The organism is Agrobacterium sp. GW821-FHT14E08, assembly GCF_058803865.1.
In genome coordinates, this window is sequence record NZ_JBXAPJ010000006.1 from 266,762 (window position 1) to 290,735 (window position 23,974).

The 23,974-nt window shown below is 61.9% G+C and carries 22 protein-coding genes; 10 read left to right on the forward strand and 12 right to left on the reverse strand.

What is annotated here, in order from left to right; all coding sequences use genetic code 11:
• The first annotated feature begins 160 nt into the window (after positions 1-160).
• Genes AC1ROR_RS21000 through AC1ROR_RS21020 form a run of 5 tightly spaced genes read left to right on the forward strand, consistent with a single transcriptional unit; the run spans position 161 to position 6,106 of the window.
• Positions 161-2,305: a TonB-dependent receptor family protein gene (locus AC1ROR_RS21000; RefSeq protein WP_498590601.1), complete on the forward strand. Its 2,145-nt coding sequence runs from the start codon at positions 161-163 to the stop codon at positions 2,303-2,305.
• A gap of 58 nt (positions 2,306-2,363) precedes the next feature.
• Positions 2,364-3,287 (forward strand): ABC transporter substrate-binding protein, encoded by a 924-nt coding sequence (locus AC1ROR_RS21005; RefSeq protein ID WP_498590602.1) that lies wholly within the window; start codon positions 2,364-2,366, stop codon positions 3,285-3,287.
• A 14-nt stretch (positions 3,288-3,301) separates the two neighbouring features.
• Positions 3,302-4,306: a FecCD family ABC transporter permease gene (locus tag AC1ROR_RS21010; protein WP_498590637.1), complete on the forward strand. Its 1,005-nt coding sequence runs from the start codon at positions 3,302-3,304 to the stop codon at positions 4,304-4,306.
• Positions 4,303-5,307: a FecCD family ABC transporter permease gene (locus AC1ROR_RS21015; RefSeq protein WP_498590603.1), complete on the forward strand. Its 1,005-nt coding sequence runs from the start codon at positions 4,303-4,305 to the stop codon at positions 5,305-5,307. The genes AC1ROR_RS21010 and AC1ROR_RS21015 overlap by 4 nt, the downstream gene beginning before the upstream one ends.
• Positions 5,300-6,106, forward strand: coding sequence for an ABC transporter ATP-binding protein (locus AC1ROR_RS21020; RefSeq protein WP_498590604.1), 807 nt, complete (start codon positions 5,300-5,302; stop codon positions 6,104-6,106). The genes AC1ROR_RS21015 and AC1ROR_RS21020 overlap by 8 nt, the downstream gene beginning before the upstream one ends.
• Before the next feature lie 167 nt (positions 6,107-6,273).
• Here AC1ROR_RS21020 and AC1ROR_RS21025 read toward each other — a convergent pair whose 3' ends face one another.
• Positions 6,274-7,041 carry an alpha/beta fold hydrolase gene (locus AC1ROR_RS21025; RefSeq protein ID WP_498590605.1) on the reverse strand — a complete coding sequence of 256 codons (768 nt, stop codon included), beginning with the start codon at positions 7,039-7,041 and terminating at the stop codon, positions 6,274-6,276.
• A 156-nt stretch (positions 7,042-7,197) separates the two neighbouring features.
• On the opposite strand from AC1ROR_RS21025, the gene AC1ROR_RS21030 reads away from it, so the two are divergent.
• Entirely contained in the window at positions 7,198-7,650 is a 453-nt protein-coding gene (locus AC1ROR_RS21030; RefSeq protein WP_498590606.1) for a MarR family winged helix-turn-helix transcriptional regulator, read from the forward strand.
• A 55-nt stretch (positions 7,651-7,705) separates the two neighbouring features.
• Here AC1ROR_RS21030 and AC1ROR_RS21035 read toward each other — a convergent pair whose 3' ends face one another.
• The 7 genes from AC1ROR_RS21035 to paaN form a co-directional block, all read right to left on the reverse strand.
• Positions 7,706-9,751: a 3-hydroxyacyl-CoA dehydrogenase NAD-binding domain-containing protein gene (locus AC1ROR_RS21035; RefSeq protein ID WP_498590607.1), complete on the reverse strand. Its 2,046-nt coding sequence runs from the start codon at positions 9,749-9,751 to the stop codon at positions 7,706-7,708.
• 4 nt (positions 9,752-9,755) lie between these two features.
• Complete coding sequence (locus AC1ROR_RS21040) at positions 9,756-10,457, reverse strand: ABC transporter ATP-binding protein (protein ID WP_498590608.1); 702 nt, start codon at positions 10,455-10,457, stop codon at positions 9,756-9,758.
• The gene (locus tag AC1ROR_RS21045) at positions 10,444-11,229 is read right to left on the reverse strand and encodes an ABC transporter ATP-binding protein (RefSeq protein WP_003498148.1); all 786 of its coding nucleotides are present in this window, start codon (positions 11,227-11,229) and stop codon (positions 10,444-10,446) included. Before AC1ROR_RS21045 ends, AC1ROR_RS21040 begins: the two co-directional genes overlap by 14 nt.
• Positions 11,226-12,182: a branched-chain amino acid ABC transporter permease gene (locus AC1ROR_RS21050; RefSeq protein WP_498590609.1), complete on the reverse strand. Its 957-nt coding sequence runs from the start codon at positions 12,180-12,182 to the stop codon at positions 11,226-11,228. The genes AC1ROR_RS21045 and AC1ROR_RS21050 overlap by 4 nt, the downstream gene beginning before the upstream one ends.
• 2 nt (positions 12,183-12,184) lie before the next feature.
• Positions 12,185-13,057: a branched-chain amino acid ABC transporter permease gene (locus tag AC1ROR_RS21055; protein ID WP_003498144.1), complete on the reverse strand. Its 873-nt coding sequence runs from the start codon at positions 13,055-13,057 to the stop codon at positions 12,185-12,187.
• A gap of 72 nt (positions 13,058-13,129) precedes the next feature.
• The gene (locus tag AC1ROR_RS21060; protein ID WP_035227468.1) at positions 13,130-14,278 is read right to left on the reverse strand and encodes an ABC transporter substrate-binding protein; all 1,149 of its coding nucleotides are present in this window, start codon (positions 14,276-14,278) and stop codon (positions 13,130-13,132) included.
• 44 nt (positions 14,279-14,322) lie between these two features.
• Positions 14,323-15,987, reverse strand: coding sequence for a phenylacetic acid degradation protein PaaN (gene paaN / locus AC1ROR_RS21065; protein ID WP_498590610.1), 1,665 nt, complete (start codon positions 15,985-15,987; stop codon positions 14,323-14,325).
• 101 nt (positions 15,988-16,088) lie between these two features.
• On the opposite strand from paaN, the gene paaG reads away from it, so the two are divergent.
• The 4 genes from paaG (at position 16,089) to AC1ROR_RS21085 (ending at position 19,367) form a co-directional block, all read left to right on the forward strand.
• Entirely contained in the window at positions 16,089-16,877 is a 789-nt protein-coding gene (gene paaG, locus AC1ROR_RS21070; RefSeq protein ID WP_498590611.1) for a 2-(1,2-epoxy-1,2-dihydrophenyl)acetyl-CoA isomerase PaaG, read from the forward strand.
• Positions 16,874-17,314, forward strand: coding sequence for a hydroxyphenylacetyl-CoA thioesterase PaaI (gene paaI, locus AC1ROR_RS21075; RefSeq protein WP_498590612.1), 441 nt, complete (start codon positions 16,874-16,876; stop codon positions 17,312-17,314). Before paaG ends, paaI begins: the two co-directional genes overlap by 4 nt.
• A 40-nt stretch (positions 17,315-17,354) precedes the next feature.
• On the forward strand, positions 17,355-18,665 hold the full coding sequence (gene paaK, locus AC1ROR_RS21080) for a phenylacetate--CoA ligase PaaK (RefSeq protein WP_003498138.1): 1,311 nt from the start codon (positions 17,355-17,357) through the stop codon (positions 18,663-18,665).
• A 105-nt stretch (positions 18,666-18,770) separates the two neighbouring features.
• On the forward strand, positions 18,771-19,367 hold the full coding sequence (locus tag AC1ROR_RS21085; RefSeq protein WP_003498136.1) for a TetR/AcrR family transcriptional regulator: 597 nt from the start codon (positions 18,771-18,773) through the stop codon (positions 19,365-19,367).
• Positions 19,368-19,485: 118 nt separating this feature from the next.
• Here the strand turns inward: AC1ROR_RS21085 and paaZ are convergent, their stop codons facing one another.
• From paaZ to paaD, 4 genes are read right to left on the reverse strand one after another with little or no spacing between them, the layout of a single operon-like run.
• Positions 19,486-21,543, reverse strand: a complete 2,058-nt coding sequence (gene paaZ, locus AC1ROR_RS21090; protein WP_498590613.1) for a phenylacetic acid degradation bifunctional protein PaaZ — start codon at positions 21,541-21,543, stop codon at positions 19,486-19,488.
• A 16-nt stretch (positions 21,544-21,559) separates the two neighbouring features.
• The gene (locus AC1ROR_RS21095) at positions 21,560-22,321 is read right to left on the reverse strand and encodes a Phenylacetic acid catabolic protein (RefSeq protein WP_498590614.1); all 762 of its coding nucleotides are present in this window, start codon (positions 22,319-22,321) and stop codon (positions 21,560-21,562) included.
• A gap of 17 nt (positions 22,322-22,338) precedes the next feature.
• Positions 22,339-23,415 (reverse strand): 1,2-phenylacetyl-CoA epoxidase subunit PaaE, encoded by a 1,077-nt coding sequence (gene paaE / locus AC1ROR_RS21100; RefSeq protein ID WP_498590615.1) that lies wholly within the window; start codon positions 23,413-23,415, stop codon positions 22,339-22,341.
• Between the two features lie 26 nt (positions 23,416-23,441).
• Positions 23,442-23,966, reverse strand: a complete 525-nt coding sequence (paaD, locus tag AC1ROR_RS21105; protein WP_035243276.1) for a 1,2-phenylacetyl-CoA epoxidase subunit PaaD — start codon at positions 23,964-23,966, stop codon at positions 23,442-23,444.
• Positions 23,967-23,974: the final 8 nt, after the last annotated feature.

Sequence of the window (23,974 nt, forward strand, 5' to 3'; positions counted from 1 at the left end):
TTCCGTCGAGGGGCACTCATGAAATATAGTCGAAAAATCATTTTCTAGCGGAAGCGCGCAAGCACCCGCTCCCGCACACCATTTCAAACCGATAATCCCTTTACCGCGCCGTACCGGCACGGAAGGAATTTTGTTGTCCTGTTTTCAGTCTGGGGCCCTGATGATTTCCTACCGTAGATTAGCAAATTCCGTTCTCCTCGCTTCGGTCGCCTTCGCACCCGCCAGCGTTTTCGCGCAGGATAGCGCCAATGGCGGCGAAACCGTCCTTGAAGCCATCACCATTACCGGCAACTGGCTGGAGCAGCCCAACAAGGAAAAGGTGCTGAAGCACCCCGGCGCTCGCACCATCATGGACAAAACGGAGCTGGAAGAGCGCGGCGCCGTCGACATTCGTGACGCCCTCAACCAGATTCCCGGCGTCCAGGTGCAGGAAAGTGCCGGCACCGGCGGCAGCGATGTCTCTCTCAACCTCGGTGTTCGAGGCCTCACCTCGCGCCTGTCACCACGCTCCACCGTGTTGATGGACGGCATACCGCTGTCCTACGCTCCCTATGGCCAGCCGCAATTGTCGCTTTTCCCGCTCGTGCTGGGCAATGTCGACACCGTGGATGTGGTGCGCGGGGCTGGCTCCGTACGCTATGGGCCGCAGAATGTCGGCGGAATCATAAATTTCGTGACACACCCGATCCCTGATGACGTCACCGTTCGCATGTCTTCATCCGCTGAATTCGGCGGCGGCACCAAGGCAACACCGAGTTTCCTGATCGGCGGGACCAATGATGACGGGCTTGGGGCCGCGCTTCTCTATTCGGGCATTCATGGCACCGGCTATCGTGACAGCAACGACCGCACGGATATCGACGACCTGATCTTCAAGGGCAAATATGAATTTTCGGATACGGACACGCTGAGCCTGCAATATCACCACTACAGCGGCGAAGGGAAAATGCCAGGGGGCCTTACAACGGGTGAATATGCGGCAGACCCATTCCAGTCGACACGGCAATACGACGAGTTCAATGGACGACGTAATGATATCTCGCTGCGCTATCAGCACAATGACGGCGAAAACAACTTCGAGATCCTCGGCTATTATGTGAATTCGTTCCGCGGCAGCTTCGTCGAACAGCAGGGAACAGGGGCAAGCGCAAACCGCTATCGCCTGACTTCGGCACCGCGCGACTATGAATATTTCGGCATCGAACCACGCTACTCGCGCCTGTTCGACATCGGCGACACCACGCATGAGGTGACAGTCGGCTATCGTTATCTCTGGGAGGAAAGCTCCGAGGTGGCAGCGCGCACCGCATATTACGACCGCGTTCCCGGCTACAATCCCCATACGCGTCCGATGGTCACCTACCAGACCAGCGAGGGCGGCACCAAGGCACACGCCATCTATATCGACGACAAGATCCAGTTCGGCAACTGGACCGTCACGCCCGGCGTCCGCTACGAGATGATCAGCACCAATAACACCGTCAATGACCTCACCGGTGGTGTCGTGACCGCATCGCGCTCGCCGCAATTCGACGCGAACGAACTGCTGCCCACGCTCTCCGTCGCCTACCAGATCAATGATGCCTGGAGCGTCTTTGGAAATGCCGGCGTTTCCTTCGGGCCTCAGCAGTATAGCCATCTTGCCTCGACCACGGATGGCCTTAATCCTGAAAAGGCCAAGACATATGAAATCGGCACGCATTACCAGGGCGATGCCTTGAGCGCGGAATTGACGGCCTTCTACATCGATTTCGACAAGGAACTGCTGCTCAGCCGCAACATCGTCGGTGAAGGCGTATGGACAAATCTCGGCGCAACCACCCACCAGGGCATAGAAGCGGCAGGGCGTTACGATCTCGGCAGCCTCACCCCGTCGCTGGACGGGCTCTCTGTCTATGCGAACTACACCTATACGGAAGCCGTTTACGAGGCAGGAGATTTCAAGGAGAAAGATCTTCCCTTTTATTCTCGCCACTTCGGCACCGTCGGTGCGAGCTACCGATATGAAGACTGGGTCATCAATGCGGATGTCACGGCGCAGTCGAAGCAGCGCTCTCCTGGAAGCGGCACGACCTATGTCACGGAAGAAGACTCTACCGGACGCCTTGGCGACATACCGGGCTATGGCACCGTCAACCTGCGCTTGGCGTACCAGCCGGAAAACAACAAGAACGCCCCCAAATTCGCACTCGGCGTGAAAAACCTCTTCGACAACGAATATTTCACACGCTCAACTGACAACAACGGCGGCAAGTTCGTCGGCCAGCCACGCACTTTCTTTGTCAGTGCCTCGGTTGCATTCTGATCGCGTAAAATTTGCAGGCCGGTATAGTACCGGCCTGCCGCACTCTCCGGAACCATCGATGATTACCTTTACTCGCAGAACAACAGGCATCCTGCTTCTTTCGACGATCGCGTCAGCGATGTTTTCCCGAACCGGCATCGCCGAGGAGGCACCAAGAAGCATCGCCCATCAGCTTGGCTCGACGGAAATCGTCGGCAGACCACGCCGCGTCGTGGCACTGGAATTCTCCTTCGTGCAGGCTCTCGATACACTTGGCGTCGTTCCCGCAGGCATAGCCGACGACAACCAGCGCCAGCGCATCGAGCTGCTGCTGGGCAAGAGCATCGATTACGCCTCGGTCGGCACACGGCTTGAACCCAATCTCGAACTCGTCAGCACCCTTGCGCCGGACCTGATCATCGCGGATGAGGTGCGGCACGCCGCCATATATGGCCAGTTGAGTGCCATTGCGCCAACCATCGTTCTGAATAGCTGGGAAGGTGACTACAGGACCATCAAGGAGAGCGTGGCCACCATCGCCGACGCCCTCGGCGAACACGACAGGGGCCAGCAGGTGCTTGCAGCGCACGATGAGACCATCGCCGCACTGGTCGCACGCATCCCGTCCGGTGAACAGCGTCGCATTCTGCTTGCGGTGGCGACGCCGGATTCGATGAGCCTTCATACCTCGTCATCCTTCACCGGCTCGGTTTTTGAGGCTCTCGGCCTCGTGCCCGCCCTCCGCTCCTCCGATCCGGTGGAGAGCGGGGCCAGCCTTGAGCGGCTGATCGCGGTCAATCCCGACATCCTGCTTGTCGCTACCGACCCGGGCGGCACCGCGCTTGACCAATGGAAGGGCAATGCCGCCTGGGCCAACATCGCGGCGATCCGAAGCAACATGGTCTTCGAGGTCGATCGCAACCAGTTCGCCCGGTTCCGCGGATTGCGAACCGCCGAGATGATCGCCCGGGAGCTGCTGGCCAAGGTCTACAGGGCGGGATAGGGATCGTGACGGCGATGGCCTCCAAAGGCCCGGACAACAAAACACGGCGGCCACTTCTCGTCGCAGCTTTTCTCTTCGTGCTTCTGGCCACAAGCCTGATCGCCGGGATTGCCTTCGGTGTGTCGCAATTGTCGCCAATGACGGCCCTGCGGCTTCTGGTGGCTCCCGACGGGTCGCCAGAAAACGCGCTTGTCTGGGACATCCGCCTGCCGCGCATCCTTCTTGCCGTTCTGGTCGGCGCCAATCTGGCGGTGGCCGGTGTCCTGATCCAGACCCTGACACGAAACCCGCTGGCATCGCCGCAGACCTTCGGCATCAATGCCGGCGCGTCGCTTGCCATCGTCGTCTGCCTGATCGCCTTTCCGGCGCTTCGGGGAGCAGGCACAGTCTGGCCGGCCTTCGTGGGCGCTGCCATCGTGGGCTTTGCGATGTGGGCGCTCTCGGTATCCGGGGCGATGAACGATATGAAACTCGCCCTTGCCGGCATCTCGATCCAGCTCGTGTTGTCCGCCCTCGTCCAGGCGATCCTGATCGCCAACAATGCGGCGCAGGACATCGTCTACTGGCTCGCCGGCTCGGTCAACGGCGCGCAGTGGTCCAAGGTCTGGACGATCCTGCCGTTCTCGCTGGTGGGCGGTGGATTGGCGCTTGTTGCCGGGCGGCATTTCGGCGTTCTGTCGCTCGATGAAAGCACCGGCGTGTCACTCGGGCAGAATGCGCGGCGCGTTGGCGGACTGGCTGCGGTTCTCATCGTCGTCCTGGCTGGCTCGGCTGTTGCCGTCAGCGGCCCCATAGGTTTCATCGGCCTTCTGGTGCCGCATATCGTCCGGCGTCTCGTCGGCAGCGACCAGGCAACCGTCCTTGCCCTCTCCCTGCTCTGTGGCCCGCTCCTGCTCAACACCGCCGATCTTCTCGGCCGCATCGCCGCCTTTCCGTCTGAACTGCCGGTCGGCATCGTGACGGCCCTGATCGGCGCTCCAGCCTTTCTTCTGCTGCTCAACCGCCGGAGGGGTGCATGAACCGCGCGCTGGAGCGACAGGCAGACGCGCGTGCCATCGGCGTCTGCGGCATCCTTTTTCTGCTGCTTGCGGCCATCGCTCTTCTGGGCATCATGGCGGGTGCCGTCACGCTCGGTTTTCGCGAGGTTCTTGACGCGCTCGGCGGCGGTAAAAACGCCTTCATCGTGATGCAATACCGTCTGCCGCGGATTGCCGTCTCCCTTCTGGCAGGTCTCTCTTTCGGCCTCGCCGGCGTTTTCCTGCAGGGTGCGCTGCGCAATCCACTCGCCTCCCCGGATGTCGTCGGCATCACCAAATGGGCGGGTCTCGGCGCTTTTCTCGCCGGGCTCGTGACACCACCGGCCTGGGTGAGCTGGTCGGTGCCGCTCGGCGTGATCGCTGGCGCCCTGTTCGGCGCGGCCGCGCTCCTTTTCATCGGCCGGCGCTTCGCTGGCGTTGCCTCGCTCGCGCTGACGGGCGTCGCTCTCGGAATGCTTGCCCAGGCGCTGATGCAATACATCATGGTGCTCCACCCTTCCCGCACCGACCAGTCCATGGTCTGGCTTGCGGGGAGCGTCTATGGCAGCACGGCACGCGATGGGCTCTTCCTTTCGCTCTGGCTCCTCGCCTGCCTGCCGGCAGTTATCTACTCTGCGCTGCGGCTGGATGCCGGCGGCTTCGGTGACGATACGCTGATCAGCATCGGAATTTCACCACCTGCCCTGCGTGGCGGCCTGATCCTCATATCCGTTCTCCTGTGCGCCGGCGGCGTCGCGGCTGTGGGAAGCATGGGGTTTCTGGGGCTCATCGCACCGCATGCCGCACGCATTCTCGTCGGCAGCCGCGCACGCCATCTTGTGCCAGCAAGCGCCCTTGTCGGCGCCCTTGCCCTTTCTTCAGCAGATCTGATCGGCCGGGTGATCGCCCTGCCGAATGAAATTCCCGCCGGCATCGTCGCCGCTGTGATCGGCGGTCCCTATCTTGTCTTTCTATTGATCAAGGAGACAGGTCGCCATGGCTGATGCCCACCCGACACGCCTTCACTGCGAAAAAATCACCGTCGGCTATGCCGCCGCCCCTGTATTGAACGATGTCGATCTCGCCATACCGGACGGGAAAATCACGGCCCTGATCGGCGCAAACGGCAGCGGCAAGTCGACACTGCTGCGCACGCTGGCGCGTGTCATTCACCCCTCCTCCGGCACGGTCTATCTTGATGGCAAACCAATCAGAACGATGGCCGCAAGAACGGTTGCACAATCGCTTACCCTGTTACCGCAGAGCCCGGTATCTCCGGATGGGCTGACCGTCAGACAGCTCTGCCGTTTCGGTCGCCATCCGCACAAAGGCATCCTGTCGCGCCCAAGCCGGCACGACGAAGAGATTGTCGAACAGGCTCTGGCCTCCACCGGCCTTCTTGAGCTTGCCGAGCGCGAACTCGATCGGCTGTCGGGCGGCCAAAGGCAGCGCGCCTGGATTGCCATGGCACTGGCGCAGGAGACTCCGCTCCTCCTGCTCGATGAGCCGACGACCTATCTCGACATCGCCCATCAGCTGGAAATTCTCGTCCTCCTGAGAAAGCTGAACGCAGACGAAGGCCGAACGATCGTCATGGTTGTGCATGACCTCAACCACGCTGCACAATATGCCGACCACCTGGTTGCCCTTGCAAATGGCGGCATACTCGCCACAGGCAGCCCCTCCGCCCTGCTGACCCCACACCTCATCAACGCCATTTTTGGGGTCGAGGCGATGGTCATTCCGCATCCCGCCGATGGCACGCCACTGTGTCTGCCTCTCGGCAGTAAATCGAATAGCTGACCGGGAATGGGCCGGTGCGCCGTGCACGAAGCCTTCGCTTTGTACTCTGGGGGGAGGTTTGGGGCTTAACCCTGAAACCACCGCTGGCGACTGGTTCCTTTGGGGCGTCAGCCTGAAAACCGGGGATCATCTCCCCGGTTATCGTTTCACTTTCGCTTTTGCGCGTCTCAGTTCCTGGCTTTTGCCGCTTTTTCTATGATGTCGGCAACAGCTTGCGGGTTGGAGACATAGACGGCATGGCTGCCGGGAACTTCAGTGACGGCGGCACCGGCGCGCTTTGCCATCAGGCGCTGGGCTGGCGGCGGGATCATGCGGTCGTCGGAAGCGACCAGATAGAAGCTCGGCTTTGCCTTCCAGGCCGGCTCGGTCACGGCGCCAGCCAGGGCTTCAACACCCCACGGAACCTGGGAATCCGCCATGAAAGCAGCAGTTTCCGGGTCAACGTCGGCGGCAAAGGAAGCCGCAAATTTTGCCTTGTCGAGGAACAGGAAGCCATCCACCGGAGGCAGGATCGGCGGAACGGGAGCACCTTCCGGCGGATTGGCGATCAGCGATGAAACCGACTCCCCCTTATCCGGGGCAAAAGCGGCGATGTAGACGACCGACTGGACCTTCTCATGGGTGCCGGCTTCGCTGATGACAACACCGCCATAGGAATGGCCGACGAGCACAACAGGGCCATTCAGCTGGTCGATGGCGCGCTTGGTGACGGCAACGTCATCGGCAAGGGAGGTGGTCGGGTTCTGGACGATACTGACGGTGTAACCATCCTTCTTCAGGATATCATAGACGCCCTTCCAGCCGGAACCATCGGCGAAACCACCGTGGACAAGGACGATGTTTTTGACGGCGGCGTCATTCTGCGCCGATGCGATGGAGGCGCCGGTGGCGGCCACAACGATGGAGGCGGCGGCAAGCAGGACATTCTTGAGCATGTGCGTAACTCCTGTTTTGTTTATTTCGCAATAATCATTATCGCGATAATTATCTTGTACGGCATCAAACTTTATCTGTCCATATTTTTATTATCGCGATAACGATTTCTGTGATAATGTAATGAAAACACTCGCAGAAAATTTTGGAGATGAGACGTGACCGACGCCCCAACCCTGCCGCTGGACAGCCAATTGTGCTTCTCGATCTATTCCGCCGCGATTGCGATCAACCGGGCCTACAAACCCATGCTCGATGCACTCGGCGTCACCTATACCCAGTATCTTGCCCTCAGCGCCCTATGGGAACGCGATGGCCTGACGATATCCGCCATAGCCGACAGGCTCGGCCTGGAGCCGAGCACGATCACACCGGCGGTGAAACGGCTGGAGACCGCCGGCTTCCTCTTACGGCGGCGTAGCACGACCGACGAGCGTCTGGTCGAGGTATTCCTGACCCCGAAAGGAACGGAACTGCATCCGAAAACCGGCTGCCTCACGGATGCGCTGCTGCGCCGCTCCGGGTTTACCATACCCCAGATGATCGATCTGAACGAGAAGGTTCAATCGCTGAGAGACGGGCTTACCCGCACGGGCACCGAGCAGCCCTAGACGCAAGCGCATCCAAATGCCCGGCGCATTGCCTGCCGTGGCAGACGTTCAGGCTCTAGGTCGCTGACTGAATAGCGGCTCGGCGCAGGCCATTGCTTGGGGGCTCCGCAAGGCCCTCGGCTGACAGGCGGTCGAGGACGGCCACGACCTCGCCAAGACCGCGCTCCACGGCATAAAGCATCGGTCCGCCGCGCCATCGCGGGAAGCCATAGCCATGGATCTTGACGAGATCGATGTCGGCGGAGCGCAGGGCGATATGCTCCTCCAGAATACGCATCGCCTCGTTGACCATCGGCAGAATGATCGCATCGGCAATCGAGGCGTCGTCCCAAACCCGCTGCACCTGACCGGCTGCCTCCTCGGCAATGATCGCAGCCACGGTTTCCGACGGTTTTGCTGCGCGGTCGCCCGGCTGGTAATCGTACCAGCCGCCGCCGGATTTCTGGCCAAAGCGCTCAATGGCGCAAAGCCGGTCCGCCACGGGCGCGAAAGGCGTTTCACCCCGCGCGCGCGCCGCCTTGCGCTGGAAGGCGGCAATGTCGAGACCACCGAGATCCTGCGCCTCGAAAGGCCCCATCGGCAGGCCGAAGGCGCGCATGGCGGCATCGACCGCCGAAGGCGTTGCACCGGAAAGCAGCAACCGTTCGGCCTGAGCACGCGTCACCTTCAGAATGCGGTTGCCGATGAAGCCATCGCAAATGCCGGCGCGAACCGGGATCTTGCCGAGCAGGCGGGCGAGCGCGAAACCGGTGGCCAGAACCTCCGGCGCGGTTGCCGCCGTCGGCACGATCTCCAGCAGCTTCATGACGTGGGCTGGGCTGAAAAAATGCAGGCCGAGGAAACGCTCGGGGTGGCTGACGCCTTCGCTGATCGCGATGGGATCGAGATAGGAGGTGTTTGTCGCCAGCACCGCATCCGGCCGGCAGACATCGGAAAGTTTTTCAAACACAGCGCGCTTGACGGCAAGGTCCTCGAATACGGCCTCAATAACGAGGTCGGTATCGGCAAGCAGGCCATAATCGTCGCTGCCGGTGACACCGGCCATGCGCTGGTCCGCAACGTCCTGTGTGATACGGCCGCGTTTCACCGAGCCTTCAAAAATAGCACGGATATTTGCAAGCCCGCGCTCGACCGCCGCCGTATCGCGCTCGATGAGGGTGACGGGCAGGCCCCCGTCAAGCAACGCTGCGGCAATGCCAGCGCCCATGGTGCCACCGCCGATGACGGCTGCGGTGCCAATATCATGCGGCGTAATGCCGGATAGTTCAGGCGGACGTGGCGCAGCCCGCTCGGCGAAGAAGACGTGGCGCAGCGCGGCTGCCTGGGGAGAACCGCGCAGTTCCAGGAAAGTCTCCCGCTCGAAGACCATGGCCTCGGCGAATTCGGCCTCGCTCGCCTTGCGGATGGAGACGAATGCGCGCAGTGGGGCAACCTCGCGTCTGGCCTTGGCGGCCACGGCTTTTTCAGCGCTTTCCCAAAAGCCGGTTTCGACGGCAGGCACGGCACGGCTGGAGATAGGCTGCGGAAGGGGGTCTCCAGCGACACGCTTCGCAAACGCAATTGCACCTGCACGAAGCTCGCCGTCGATCACGGCATCGATGAGGCCCCGGTCTTTTGCCTTCTTCGCCCCGACCGGGTTACCGCTTGTCACCAGATCGACAGCGGCAGGGGCACCGATCAGGCGCGGCAGGCGCACAGTACCGCCCGCGCCGGGGATGATGCCAAGCTTGACTTCAGGCAGACCGAGACTGGCGGTGGAAAGCGCCACCCGATAGGCGCAGCCGAGAGCCACTTCGAGACCGCCGCCAAGCGCGCTGCCGTGAATCGCCGCGACCCAGGGCTTTTTCGCGTTTTCGATACTCGCCACCACAGCCGGCAGATGCGGCGGCAACGGCGGCTTGCCGAACTCGTTGACATCAGCGCCGGCAATGAAGGTGCGGCCAGCGCAGAGCAACACGACGGCCTTCACCCCCGCATCCGCGTCCAGCTCCGCCACCGTGTCGACGAACGCCTGGCGAAGCGCCTGCGACAGCGCATTGACGGGCGGATTGTCGACTGTGACGATTGCGATGGCGTCTTCGCGGGCGATGGTAACGGTCATTGTCTCATATTCCCAGGTAAGCGGCGCGGATGCGTTCGTCCGCAATCAGGTCTGCGGCAGGGCCGGACATGGTTATACGCCCGGTCTCCATGACATAACCGCGATCGGCGACGGAAAGCGCGCCAAAGGCGTTCTGCTCGACAAGAAGCACGGTGACGCCGAGCACCTTCATGCTCTTCACCACGTCGAAGATTTGCGCGACGAGGATGGGCGCAAGGCCCATGCTCGGTTCGTCCAGAAGCAGACAGGAGGGGCGTGCCATCAGCGCCCGGGCGATCGCCAGCATCTGCTGCTGGCCGCCGGAAAGGCCGCCCGCCGCAAGGTTCCGCTTCTCCTTGAGGATCGGAAACATCGCAAAGGCATCCTGCATGTCGCGCTCCACCTTGTCGTCGGCGAAGAGATAGGCGCCGAGCCGAAGATTTTCCTCCACCGTGAGGTTTGTGAAAATCTGGCGGCCTTCCGGCGATTGGGCGAGACCGCGTTTCACACGGGTATGCGCCGGAACGGTTGTCAGCGCTTCACCGCGAAACAGTATCGAGCCTGCCGAGACCGGCTGGATGCCGGAGAGGCACTTCAAAAGCGTTGTCTTGCCGGCGCCATTAGCGCCGACCACGGTGACGATCTCCCCGGACGCCACGTCGAGATCGATACCGTGCAACACCTCAATGCGGCCATAACGGGAGCGCAGCCCCTCAACCGTCAGCATTCTGGACCTCCGCTGCCTGGGTGCCGAGATAGGCTTCGACGACACGGGGATCGCGCGAAATCGCCGCCGGTTCGCCCTCTGCGATCTTCTCACCGTGATCGAGCACGACGATATGGTTGGAAATGCGCATGACCATCTTCATGTCGTGCTCCACCAGCAGGATCGACACGCCCTCGGCCGCGACCTGTGCGATAAGGTGATCGATCTCCTCCGTCTCGACGGCGTTGCAGCCGGCGGCCGGTTCATCGAGCAGCAGCGCACGGGGTTTCAGCGCCAGTGCGCGGGCGATCTCCAGGCGTTTCAATGCACCATAGGAGAGTGAGCCCGCCTCCTGTTCGGCGGCCCGGCCGAGACCGACCCGGTCGAGCAGGGCCCGCGCACTTTCCTCCGACGCCCGGCTGCGGCGACGCGTGGCAGGCAGCGAGAAGAGATCGGCGAAGACCGAACCGCGCTCATGCAGATGATGGCCGACAATGGCGTTTTCGAGCACGCTCATCGACTGGAATATCTGCAAATTCTGAAAGGTCCGCGACAGGCCGCGGCGGGCGAGCAGGTGCGGTGACATGCGGGTAACGTCCTCACCATCCAGCAGGACACGGCCGCGCGTCGGGGCATAGACGCCGGAGATCATGTTGAAGAGGGTCGTCTTGCCAGCACCGTTCGGGCCGATGACAGAGACGATCTCACCGGGTTTCAGGGAAAAGCCGACATCCTGGACGGCGCGCAATCCGCCGAAATCGATGCCGAGACCCTCTATCTGAAGCAGGCTCATTCTCCCCTCCCTCTGAGACGGCGCGCGATGGACGGCAGCAGGCCCTCGCGCATGAAGATCATCACGAGCATCATAACGAGGCCGAGCATGAGCTGTTCATATTCCTGAAAGATCGTCAGCACCTGCGGCAGCGTGGTGAGGATCGCAGCACCCAGAATGGCGCCCGGCACCGAGCCGGCACCGCCGAGCACCGTCATGGTCACCATTTCGATGGAGTGCATGAAACCCGCGACATCCGGCGTGATGAACTTGTTCTGCAGCGCCAGCAGCGAACCGGAAACCGAGGCATAGACCGCGGAGATGACGAAGGCGACCAGCTTATGGTGCGCAACATCGACGCCAACCGTGCGGGCGGCGACTTCCGAGCCGTGCAATGCCCGCAGCGCCCGCCCGGTCGGGCTGTGATAAAGATTGAGCGCCAGCCAGGCACCGATCACCAGCACGACTCCGGAAAAGGCATACCAGAACTCGGTGTTCGACAGGTCGATGCCGATTGCCTTCAGCATGGCGCGCAGGCCCAGCTCCGGCACCGCCATGCCATCCGGCCCGCCGGTCAATTTGGCCTCGTTCGAAAGCACCATCGAAACAAGGATGCCGAAGCCGAGGCTGGCGACGGCAAGATAATATCCCTTGAGGCGCAGGATCGGCCGACCGACAAGATAGGCGATGGCCGCAGAGACAAGCGCGCCGAGGATGGCGGCAAGCGCCGGGTGCAGGCCAAGATGGACAGGCGCGAGTGCGCAGGCATAGGCGCCGATACCCGCAAAGCCCGCATGGCCGAGGCTGATCTGGCCGGCATAACCGATGAGGATGACGAGGCCCGTCACGGCAAGGCCGTTGACGAAAATCAGCGAGCCGACACGGAAATAATAGGACGACGGAAAAAAGACCGGCGCAATCGCGATGACTGCTGCGAGGATGAGAAGCGTGGTTGCCTTGTTCGATAACCGCATTGTCACACCCGATCCGTCGACTTGTGGCCAAACAGCCCCTGTGGCATGGCGAAAAGCACGGCGAGGATGATGATGAAAGCAGCCGCATCCTTGTATTGCGAGCTGATATAACCAGCCGTCATTGCTTCCAGAATACCGAGCAGCAGGCCACCGACCAGCGCGCCCTTCGGGTTGCCCATGCCGCCAAGCATGGCTGCGGCAAAACCTTTCAGCGCCAGCGCAAGGCCGACATCATAGCCCGTCAGCGTAATCGGCGTCACCAGCACGCCGGCCAGCGCCCCGATGGCGGCGGACATGGCGAAGGAGAGCGTCATCACATAATTGGTGTTGATGCCGACAAGCTGCGCGGCGACGCGGTTATTGGCGGTTGCCAGCACCGCACGGCCGATCAGCGTGCGGGTGAAGAACAGCCAGAGACAGAAGAAGACGGCCAGCGCACCGGCAATGACCCAGAGGCTCTGCGGCAGGATGGTCGCACCGCCGATGGCAATCGGCTGGTCGCCGGAAAAGGCGGGGAAACGGTGAAGCTGCTTGTCGAAGACGAGCTGCGTGGCGCCTCTGATAAAAATCGAAGCGCCGATGGTGATGATGATCAGCGAAACGACCGGCGCGCCGCGTGCCGGCTCTATCGCCAGCTTGTTGAGCGCAACGCCAATCGCCGCCGTCGTCACGATGGCGATGAGCGCAGCCAGCGGCAGCGGCACGCCTGCGGCATGCGCGAAGAACGTGATCATGCCGCCCAGCATGACGAACTCACCCTGGGCGAAGTTCACAACGTCGGAGGCGTTGTAGATAATCGTGAAACCGAGGGCGACCAGCGCATAGACGGCGCCAACCGTTATCCCGGACAGAAGGAATTGCAGCAATTCGGGCATGGGGGCCTCCGCTTGGCGCGACGGTTCCCGCCGGTCAGCGCCTTGATGGCGCAGACCGGCGGCACGGTCCGGTTATTCGACGATTTTCCAACCGCCGTTTTCGATCTTCAGCATGCGAAAGGCTGAGAGATCGAGGCCAAGGTGATCCGTTGCCGACATCGTCACCGTACCGGTCGTTCCGACAAGACCCGATGTGCCTTCAATGGCATCACGGATTGCCGACGGCTCGGCGCTGCCAGCCCGCTTGATCGCATCAACGAGAATGCGCAGGGCGTCATGAGCATAGCCACCGAAGGTCGAGACCGGCTTTCCGGTCGCCTTCTCATAGGCTTGTTTGTAGGCAACAACGACGGCGCGCTGCGGGTCGCTTTCCGGAAGCAATCCCGCAACAAGCAGCGCCGTGCCCGGCAGGCGCACACCTTCCGCCGCCTGCGCACCGGCAAGCTCGATAAAGCCGTCCGAGGCGACGCCGTGCGACTGGTAGAGCGGCAGGCCGACGGCAAGCTGCGCATAGTTGCGCGTGACGATCGCCGGGCCCTGGCCGAAGCCGGGATTGAGCACGGCCTGAATGCCATTCTTGCCCTTGATGTTGGTCAGCTGCGGCGTCATGTCGGCATCGGTCGGGCCATAGGTCTCGTCGGCCAGAACCTCGATGCCATATTCGCCGATGATCGCCAGGCACTGCTTGCGCATGGAAGCGCCGAAACCGTCCGAGCCGGAGATCAGGCCGATCTTGGCGATGCCGGCCTTCTTCATGTCCTCGAAAATCTTGGCGCAGGCCATGCGATCCGTATGCGGCGTCTTGAAGACGAAGGGCTTGACCGGATCGATGATTTCGATTGCGCCGGCAAGCGAGATGAACGGAACTTCGGCATCAGAAAGGACCGGGATGACGGCCATGGATGTGCCGGTCGTGGTGCCACCGATGACCGCAACGACTTCATCATCCTCGACGAGGCGGGTCGCAAAGGTGCGGGCCTTGTTCGGGTCGCCGCCATCATCATAGATGACAAGCTGCAGCTTCTCGCCATTGACGCCACCTGCCGCATTGATCTCTTCCACGAGCATCTTCAGCGTCTTGGCTTCCGGGTCGCCCAAAAACGATGCGGGGCCGGTTTCCGAAACGGTGGCGCCGATCTTGATGTCAGCCAAAGCGGGCGCGGCAAAGCCGAGGGCAAAGGCCAGCGAAGCTGCGAGCGCAGTCGTCGTCAAAAATTTCATGTTGATTTCTCCTCCCAAAGAAAAAGTTTAAGTCGAAATTCCTCTCACGCCGCCACAGGGCGGCGCCACATCACCACGCGGAACCGGTTTGCAACAAATGCCGCATCCGTCAGGCTGGCATTGCCCGCAGGGTTGGCACCGGTAACGTGGAAATCGCTGAAAGCGGCGCTCTGGTTGACATAGACGCCGCCGGTCAGATTGACCGAAAGATTGACGCCTGCGGCAGCGAAACGGTCGGCTGCGCCGAGAATTCGTGCCTCGTCTGTTTCGTAGAGTGCCGCCGTAATCGCCCCCTTACGCTCCGCAAGTTCAGCAGCGCGGTTGACGGCCTCGGTCACGTTATCGACAGCAACGACGAAGGCAATCGGGCCGAAGCGCTCCTCACCATAAGCATCCGTATCGGCCGCATCGACGGCAAGAATCAGAGGTGTCGCAGTGCGCGCCTCCTCAAGTCCCTCGACCGGCATGGACTCGCGCAACACGCGGCCGACCGACCGGGCCGCCGCAATGCGGGCAAGCGTGTCGGGATTGGCGATCGCTCCGCAGATACCGGCAGCACGCGCCGGGTCAGCAAGCAGGGCATCGACGGCAGCGACGATACCGGATGCGACCTCTTCGAAGCTCTTGTGACCCTCATTCGTTTCGATGCCGCCGCGCGGCACGAAAATATCCTGTGGCGCCGTGCACATCTGGCCGGAATAGAGCGACAGCGAAAAGGCGATATTGCCGCACATGCCGGCAAAATTGTCGGTGGCGCCGATGACGATGGAATTGACGCCCGCCTCTTCGGTATAGACATCGGCGCTGCCGGCGTTTTCGCGCACCCAGCTGCCGAAACTGTTCGAACCGGTATAGTCGATGATAGCGATGGCGGGATGCCGCACGAGATCCCTCGTAATCTCGGCGCCGGGCGCGTCAGCGGCGAGCAGCACGATGTCGGCTGCAAACCCCTCTTCCACCAGTACCTGACGGGCTATCTCGACGGTGATGGCCAGAGGCAGGATCGCAGCCGGGTGCGGCTTGACGATGACCGTATTGCCGGTGGCAAGGCTGGCGAAAAGGCCGGGATAGCTGTTCCAGGTGGGAAACGTGTTGCAGCCGATGACCAGTGAAATACCGCGCGGAAAAATTCGCCAGTGCTTCTCCATGACGATCGGCTCGCCCCTGCCCTGCGGCTTCGTCCAGATCGCCTGCAAAGGCGTGCGGCTCATCTCGGCATAGGCATAAGCCACCGCCTCAAGACCACGATCCTGGGCATGCGGGCCGCCGGCCTGAAAGGCCATGGCAAAGGCTTGGCCCGTCGTATGCATGACGGCATTCGCCATCTCGAAGCTTCTGGCATTCAGTCGTGCCAGGATTTCGAGACAGATGCCGGTGCGCACCTCCGGCGATGCGGATGCCCATTGCGACGCGGCGGCGCGAGACGCCGAAATCAGCAGATCAGGGGATGCGGGGGGATAGGTAATGCCGAGCGCCGGGCCAAAGGGAGAGATTTCCACACCGACAGGACTTTTATCTGCCGGGTGTCCGGGCAGGTGGAACGGCTGCGCGAGGCGCGCCTTGTAAGAGGCTAGACCATCATCCTTGGCGGTTTCGCCATAGATCTTGCCGCTTGGAACTTCCGGATAAGCAGACCAGTAATCGCGCTTGACCGCAGCATCTGTCGCCGCTTGCAGCGTCGGATGATGGCGCTCGAATAGTCCGGTCATGTCCCACTCCTCCCAGTCTGTTGTTTTATAATTGACTGACCGGCCGGTTTATGCAAGAACTTTTTTACGGTCGCCGCTGGGAAGGGCGACAGGGAGGAAACATGTCGGATTCAGACACTATTCTGTCTGCGTTTGCCGATGGCGTTCTCAGCCTGACGCTGAACCGCCCGGATAGGCTCAATGCCTTCAACGAGGAAATGCATCTTGCACTACGCGCCGGTTTCGAGCGCGCCCATGCGGATGCGAATGTCCGCGCCGTCCTGTTGACCGGCGCCGGCCGCGGTTTCTGCGCGGGGCAAGACCTTGGCGACCGTGACCCTAAGAAGGGCGTGCCGGACCTCGGCCACACCATCGAGACCTTCTATAATCCGTTGCTGCGCCTGATCCGCAGCCTGGAAAAGCCGGTCATCTGTGCCGTGAACGGCGTCGCCGCCGGCGCTGGCGCCAATATCGCCTTTGCCTGCGATATCACGCTCGCCGCCCGCTCCGCCCGCTTCATCCAGGCCTTCGCCAAGATCGGCCTCGTGCCGGATTCCGGCGGCACCTGGAGCCTGCCGCGTCTGATCGGCGAGGCTCGTGCCAAGGCGCTCACGCTCACCGCGGAACCGCTTGCAGCCGAAACCGCCGCCGACTGGGGCCTGATCTGGCGCTCCGTCGATGACGACAAGTTGCTGGAAGAGGCATCCGCGCTCGCCACCCGCCTAGCCGCAGGCCCAACGAAAGGGCTTGGCATGACGAAGCGCGCCATACAGGCGGCTGCGACGAACTCGCTGGATCAGCAGCTCGACCTCGAACGCGACTTGCAGCGCGAGGCCGGGCGCAGCGCCGATTATGCCGAAGGCGTTGCCGCCTTCCTTGAAAAGCGCAAACCGGAGTTCAAAGGCAAATGAGCGCCGCCAGCCTTTCCCCGCAGGCGCTGGCCGAAGCCTGCGCCAAAGCCATGTGGGACGATGACAACGCCACCCGCCATCTTGGCATGGAGCTTCTTGCGGTCGCGCCCGGCGAGGCGACGATCACGATGACGATTACCGAAACCATGACAAATGGCCACGGCACCTGCCATGGCGGTTACATCTTCACACTGGCGGATTCGGCCTTCGCCTTTGCCTGCAACACCTATAACCAGCGCACGGTCGCCCAGCACTGTTCGGTGACCTATATCGCACCGGCCTTCAAGGGCGACCGGCTGACGGCGACGGCACGGGAGGTGTCACGCCGCGGGCGGGCCGGGATCTACGATATCCGCATCACCAATCAGGAGGGCGAGCACGTCGCGGAATTCCGCGGCCACTCGCGAACAGTCAAGGGTACCCATCTGCCGGAATAAAGCCGACGCCGGTACCACCGCATTCTCGGAGGAGATTTTAATGGAAGACCTTTCCCCCCGCCCCGGCGACCTCGACACGATCGAGACGGCGTCGCGCGACGAGATTTCCGCGCTGCAGCTTGAGCGCATGAAGTGGTCGCTGACCCACGCCTACGAGAATTCCCCCTTTTACCGCCAGCGCTTCGACGAGGTGGGCGTTCACCCTTCAGACCTGAAGACATTGTCGGATCTCGCTAAATTCCCTTTCACCACCAAGAAGGACCTGCGCGACACCTATCCGTTCGGCATGTTCGCCGTGCCGCGCGAAAAGCTCGCCCGCATCCACGCCTCCTCCGGCACCACCGGCAAGCCGACCGTCGTTGGCTACACCGCAAAGGACATCGATACCTGGGCAACCGTCGTCGCCCGTTCGATCCGCGCCTCGGGCGGCCGCGCCGGCGATATCGTCCATGTTGCCTATGGTTATGGCCTGTTCACCGGCGGCCTCGGCGCGCATTACGGCGCAGAGAAACTCGGCTGCACGGTCGTGCCGATCTCCGGCGGCATGACAGAACGCCAGGTGACCTTGATGCAGGATTTCAAGCCGCGCATCATCATGGTCACGCCTTCCTATATGCTCTCCATCCTCGACGAGTTCCGCCGTCATGGCATCGACCCGCGCGAAAGCTCTCTTGCTGTCGGCATTTTCGGTGCCGAACCATGGACCAATTCGATGCGGCAGGAGATTGAGCAAGCCTTCGACATGCACGCCGTCGATATCTACGGTCTTTCGGAAGTGATGGGGCCGGGTGTCGCCAACGAATGCGTCGAGACGAAGGACGGCCTGCACATCTGGGAGGATCATTTCTACCCCGAAATCATCGATCCGGTGACCGGTGACGTGCTGCCGGATGGCGAACTTGGCGAACTGGTCTTCACGACACTGACCAAGGAAGGCCTACCGATCGTGCGCTACCGCACGCGGGACCTGACACGGCTTCTCCCCGGCACGGCGCGGTCCATGCGCCGCATGGAGAAGATAACCGGGCGTTCCGACGACATGATGATCCTGCGCGGCGTCAATGTTTTCCCCACGCAGATCGAGGAACAGATCCTGAAATGTCGCGGCCTTGCCCCTCATTTCCAGATCGAACTCAGCCGTTCGGGCCGTATGGACAACATGACGGTTCACGTCGAATGTACGCTGGACGCGACCGATGAGGGCGCACGTACCGGATCTGCGAAAGAGCTTGCCCACCACATCAAGAGCGTGGTTGGCGTTTCAACGAAGATTTCGGTGCATGAGCCCGGTGGCGTGGCGCGCTCGGAAGGCAAGGCGAAGCGGGTGGTGGACAACCGCCCGAAAGAATGAATGAAAGAAAAGCCGGAATAGTCCGGCACCGGGTTGACTGTGTAAAGGGAGGAGCGGCAACCCTCCCACGGCAATCACCCGGGAATGAGCAGAAACAGGAAGACCATGGCACGGACGCGGGCAGTTGATTTCGAGGAAAAACAGCGTGGCATTCTGACGAGTGCCGCGGCGGTGTTTGCCGAGGTGGGCATGGAGAAGGCTTCCATGTCGATGATCGCCTCGCACAGCAATGTCTCCAAGGCCCTTCTCTATCACTATTATCCCGGCAAGGACGCGTTGATCTTCGACATCGTCCGCACGCACCTGACGGAACTCGACGGCGCGATCGAAGCGGCGGATCGTAGCGATGTGGCGCCGCAGGAGCGCCTGCGCCTTCTCGTGAAGGCCGTCATGAAGAACTACGAAGGCCGCGATAACGAACACAAGGTGCAGCTCAACGGCACCAGCGCGCTGTCGCAGGAACAGCTTGCAGAGCTGCAGGCGATCGAAAGACGCATCGTCAAGCGCTTCTCCGGCGTGATACAGCAGGTCAACCCCGACCTTAACCGGGACCGGCCATTGCTGATGCCAGTGACCATGTCGCTCTTTGGCATGATGAACTGGGTCTATATGTGGTTCAGGCCGAACGGCCCTGTCACGCGCGACGAATATGCGGATATCGCAACCACGCTCATCCTCGAAGGCGTCAAAGCCGTGCGCTGACGCTAACCATCGTTCTTTTCGAGGGCGTGCGGCTCAAGACGCCCTTCACCCACACCTCCCTGATCCGACAGGCCCAATCTCGCACTCAAGATCAGGCCTCCTCGGCGTGCCCGAAGGTTCAGCTTCTCGTTTTCGCCACCATGGTCAGAACGTCATACTGGGCGACGGCAACATCATTCTGGTTGGTGACCCTGCAGTCCCAGCGCACCTCCCCGTGCTCGGCATCGACGCGCGGATTGATTTCCTTGCAGGTCAGCTGCACCTGCAACGTGTCCCCCGGATTGACCGGCGTGAGGAAGCGCAGATTGTCGACACCGTAATTGGCAAGCACCGGACCCGGTGCGGGATCGACGAACAGGCCTGCCGCGAAGGAGACGATCAGATAACCGTGGGCAACGCGTCCCTCGAAGAACGGATTGGCCCTGGCCGCTTCCTCGTCCATATGTGCGTAGAATGTATCGCCGGTAAAATTGGCGAAATGTTCGATATCCTCCAGCGTCACCTGACGGGCGGCGGTGACCAGCTGGTCACCGATGCGAAGCTCCGCCAGCGACTTGCGGAAGGGATGTTCGCCGTCCGTCTGTGTCTGCGCGCCGGCAACCCAGCGGCCGGTGACGGCTGAAAGAAGTGTCGGCGAGCCCTGTATGGCAGTGCGCTGCATGTAATGTTTGACGCCGCGCATGCCGCCAAGCTCCTCACCGCCACCGGCGCGGCCGGGACCGCCATGGACGAGGCCGGGTAACGGCGAACCGTGGCCAGTGGAAGACTTGGCGCTGACGCGGTTGCCGATCATCACCCGGCCATGGAACGGCGCCATGCCAAGCACGACCTCTTCCGCAAAGGCCGGATCATTGGTGAAGACCGAGGCGACGAGACTGCCCTTGCCACGACGCGCGAGATCAACGGCCTCCTCGGCGCTGTCATAGGGCATGACGGTGCTGACCGGGCCGAAAGCCTCGACGTCATGCACGGCCTTCGCCTCGAAGGGACGGTCGCAATAAAGCAGCACCGGATTGAGAAAGGCGCCGGCCTCGGCATTACCGGAAACGATGCGCGGAATATGGGGATCACCGGCAACGATTTCCGCATCGCCGAGCAGATCGCGGATGCGGGCACGCACTTCGTCGCGCTGGTCGAGGCTGGCGAGCGGGCCCATGCGGACGTTTTCGTCCGTGGGATTGCCAAGCACCGTCTTGCCCAGCCGGTCGCCCAAAGCCGCGACCAGCGCATCACAATGGGCGCGCGGCGCGATGACACGGCGGATGGCCGTGCATTTTTGCCCGGCTTTCGACGTCATTTCACGGGCAACTTCCTTGACGAAGAGATCGAATTCCTCGGTTCCGGGCCCGGCATCGATGCCGAGCACGGAAGCGTTCAGGCTATCGGCTTCCATGGTGAAGCGGACGGAATTGCCGATAACGGCAGGATGGCTCTTTAGTTTACGGCCGGTGGAGGCCGAGCCGGTGAAGGTGACGACGTCCTGACCCTCGACATGATCCAGTAGATCGCCGACCGAGCCGGCAATAAGCTGCACGGCGCCTTCCGGCAAAAGGCCTGTCTCAATCATCCGGCGCACCATCAGTTCCGTCAGATAGGCCGTCTGGCTAGCGGGTTTGACGATTGCCGGCATGCCGGCAAGCAGCGTCGGGGCAAGCTTTTCCAGCATGCCCCAGCAGGGAAAATTGAAGGCGTTGATGTGTACCGCCACGCCTTGAAGCGGGCTTAGAATATGCTGGGCGGAAAAAGTGCCGTCTTTCGACAAAACCTCGGCATCGCCATCGAGCAGCACACGCGTATTGGGCAGTTCGCGCCGGCCCTTGGAAGCGTAGGAAAGCAACGTGCCGATGCCGCCGTCAATATCGACCCAGCTGTCGGCACGGGTCGCACCGGTGGCGGCGGAAAGCGCGTAAAATTCTTCCTTGCGGTCCATCAGCGCCAGGCCAAGCGCCTTCAGCATCGCGGCCCGTTCATGGAAGGACATGCGACGCAGCGCCGGACCGGCCTTTTCCCGACCATAGGCAAGGGTGCTGGCAAAATCGATGCCGCTCGAATCGATGAAGGCGACGGGCGCACCGGTCGAGGCGTCAAGAAGCGGAACCCCTTCCCTGGCCCCCGCGGTCCAGCTGCCACAGACATAGCTTTCGAGCCGGCGAGGCCGGGACGCCAGAACGTTCATAGTCATTTCCTTCCTGTCAGATCAGTTTCAGCGCAGACAATTGCGCCTCGACGTCCGCCTGCCATTCGGCAAGGAGTGTTTCATTGGGAGTATGGCGAAGGCCGAACCGTTCCAGCGTGCCAAAGCGCGCCGAGCCGGAAAGCCCGAAGCTCGCGGCAACCCGCGGCCGCCAATAGGTGATGGAGGCCATGGCCGTATCACGTTCGGCCGGATTTGCCGCGATGCGCTCAAGACCGGCGATGCCAAGTTCGAGATGGCGCGCCTCGCGCGGCAGGATGCGGCGGAAAACCTCGGCCAGCGGCTGGTAGGAGACATGTGAAAGCTCGCGCAGCTGAATGACCCCCGCCTTGCCCATCAGCACATTCATGACGACGGCGTCGACCCAGCCGCCGAGCGGATAATGGAAGACCGAAAGACGCATATCGCCTTTCTGGCGGGCAGCCCCGATATCGGCGTCGCGGGGAAGGCGCTCGGCCCAGGGGTGGTGGACGGCGTAACGTCCGCTATCGGCACCGAAGCTTTCCATCACCTTCAGGATCTGGCCGGCATGATCGGTCTTTTCGAGCACGATGCGGGCGGCAGAGATACGCTCCTGGATACCCGGCGCGTCGTTGATGATATCGGCAAAACCGGCGGAGCCCGCCAGTTCACTATCGACGAAGCTTGCCATCAGGCGCAGCAATTCGCCGCGATAGCGCGCCGGCACATTGTCCGGGGAGGTTAGGACACCGCCCTGCGCGAGATAGTCTTCGATCGGCATTGTTTCGGTGTGGGTCATGCGGTCGTCCTCCGCTCTTACTGGTCGTAGCTGACGACGACCTTGTCGCTCAGCGGGTAACACTGGCAGGTCAACACATAGCCCTGCCGAACCTCGTAATCCTCAAGCGCGTGATTGACCTCCATCTCCGTCTCGCCCTCGATGACCTTGGCGCGACAGGTGGAGCAGACGCCGGCCTTGCAGGCATAGGGCGCGTCGATATTGTTTTCGAGCGCGGCGTCGAGCAGGCTCTGGCCCTGTTTGGGCATGTTGAAGATACGGGTGGCGCCATCGAGCGTCACCGTTGCCTGACAGCTGGCATTCGCATCCGTGCCATGGGCATTCTGTGCCCTCGCCCGTGCGCGGCCGGGCTGCGAAGAGGCGAAAAGCTCGAACTTGATCTGGTCGTCGCGCAGTCCGTGCTCGCGCAGCGCGCCGGCAATCGCCAGCATCATCGGCTCGGGACCGCAGATGAAGGCTGTCGTCACCGAGGTCAGGTCGATCCAGCTCTTGAACAGCGCCGCACATTTTTCCGCATTGACGCGGCCGGTGAAGAGGTCGATGTCCTGCGCCTCGCTTTCGAGCACATGCAGGACGGAAAAACGGCCAAGATAGCTGTTCTTCAGGTCCTCCAGTTCCTCACGGAACATGATCGAGGAAATCTGGCGGTTGGCATAGACAAGCGTGAAGCTGGAGCGCGGCTCGCGCTTCAGCGTCGTCTTGATGATCGACAGGACGGGCGTAATACCGCTGCCGCCGGCAAAGCCGAGATAATGCTTGGCCACTTCAGGTTCGATATCGGTGAAAAAGGCCCCCATCGGCGGCATGGCCTCCAGCGTATCGCCGGCTTTCAGCCCCTCATTGGCCCAGCTGGAGAAGCAGCCGCCATCCACCCGCTTGATGCCGACGCGCAACACACCTTCATCGCGGCCCGCGCAGATCGAATAGGAGCGGCGCAGTTCCTCACCATCGAACTTGCGGCGGAAGGTCAGGTACTGGCCCTGGGTGAAATCGAAGGCGGCGCGGTCTTCCTCGGCGGGAACCAGCGTCACGACAACAGCATCGCGGGTTTCGCGGCGCACTTCAGTAACATTCAGGGAATGGAAACGTGCCATGGGTGGCCCTCATCCTTTGCGTCAGGTCAGATGCACTTGAAATAATCGAAGGGTTCCAGGCAGTCGGTACAGCGATAGCTGGCCTTGCATGGCGTCGAGCCGAACTGGCTGATCTTTTCAGTATTGGCCGACCCGCAGCGCGGACAGGCGATCGTCAGATTGGAGCGGCCCGAAAGCCGGTCGATCCGCTTCATCAGCACGCCGTCGGCGGCGGTTCCGTCAATCGGCGGCGCGATACCATAGGCCCTGAGCTTCTCGCGGCCTTCCGCGCTGATCCAGTCGGTCGTCCAGGCGGGCGAAAGCTGGCGCTTCAGCCTGACCTTTTCGATACCCCGCTCGTTTAGCGCACGCTCGATATCGAGGTTGATAATCGTCGTTGCCGGACAGCCGGAATAGGTCGGCGTGACGGTCACGACCAGCCCCTCTTCTTCCCAGGCGACATCGCGGATGATGCCGAGATCGACCAGCGATATGACAGGAATTTCCGGGTCCGGAACGTCCGCAAGCCAGGTCCAGACCTGCCGCGCAGAAGGGTGATGCTCGGCCGCCATCATCGACG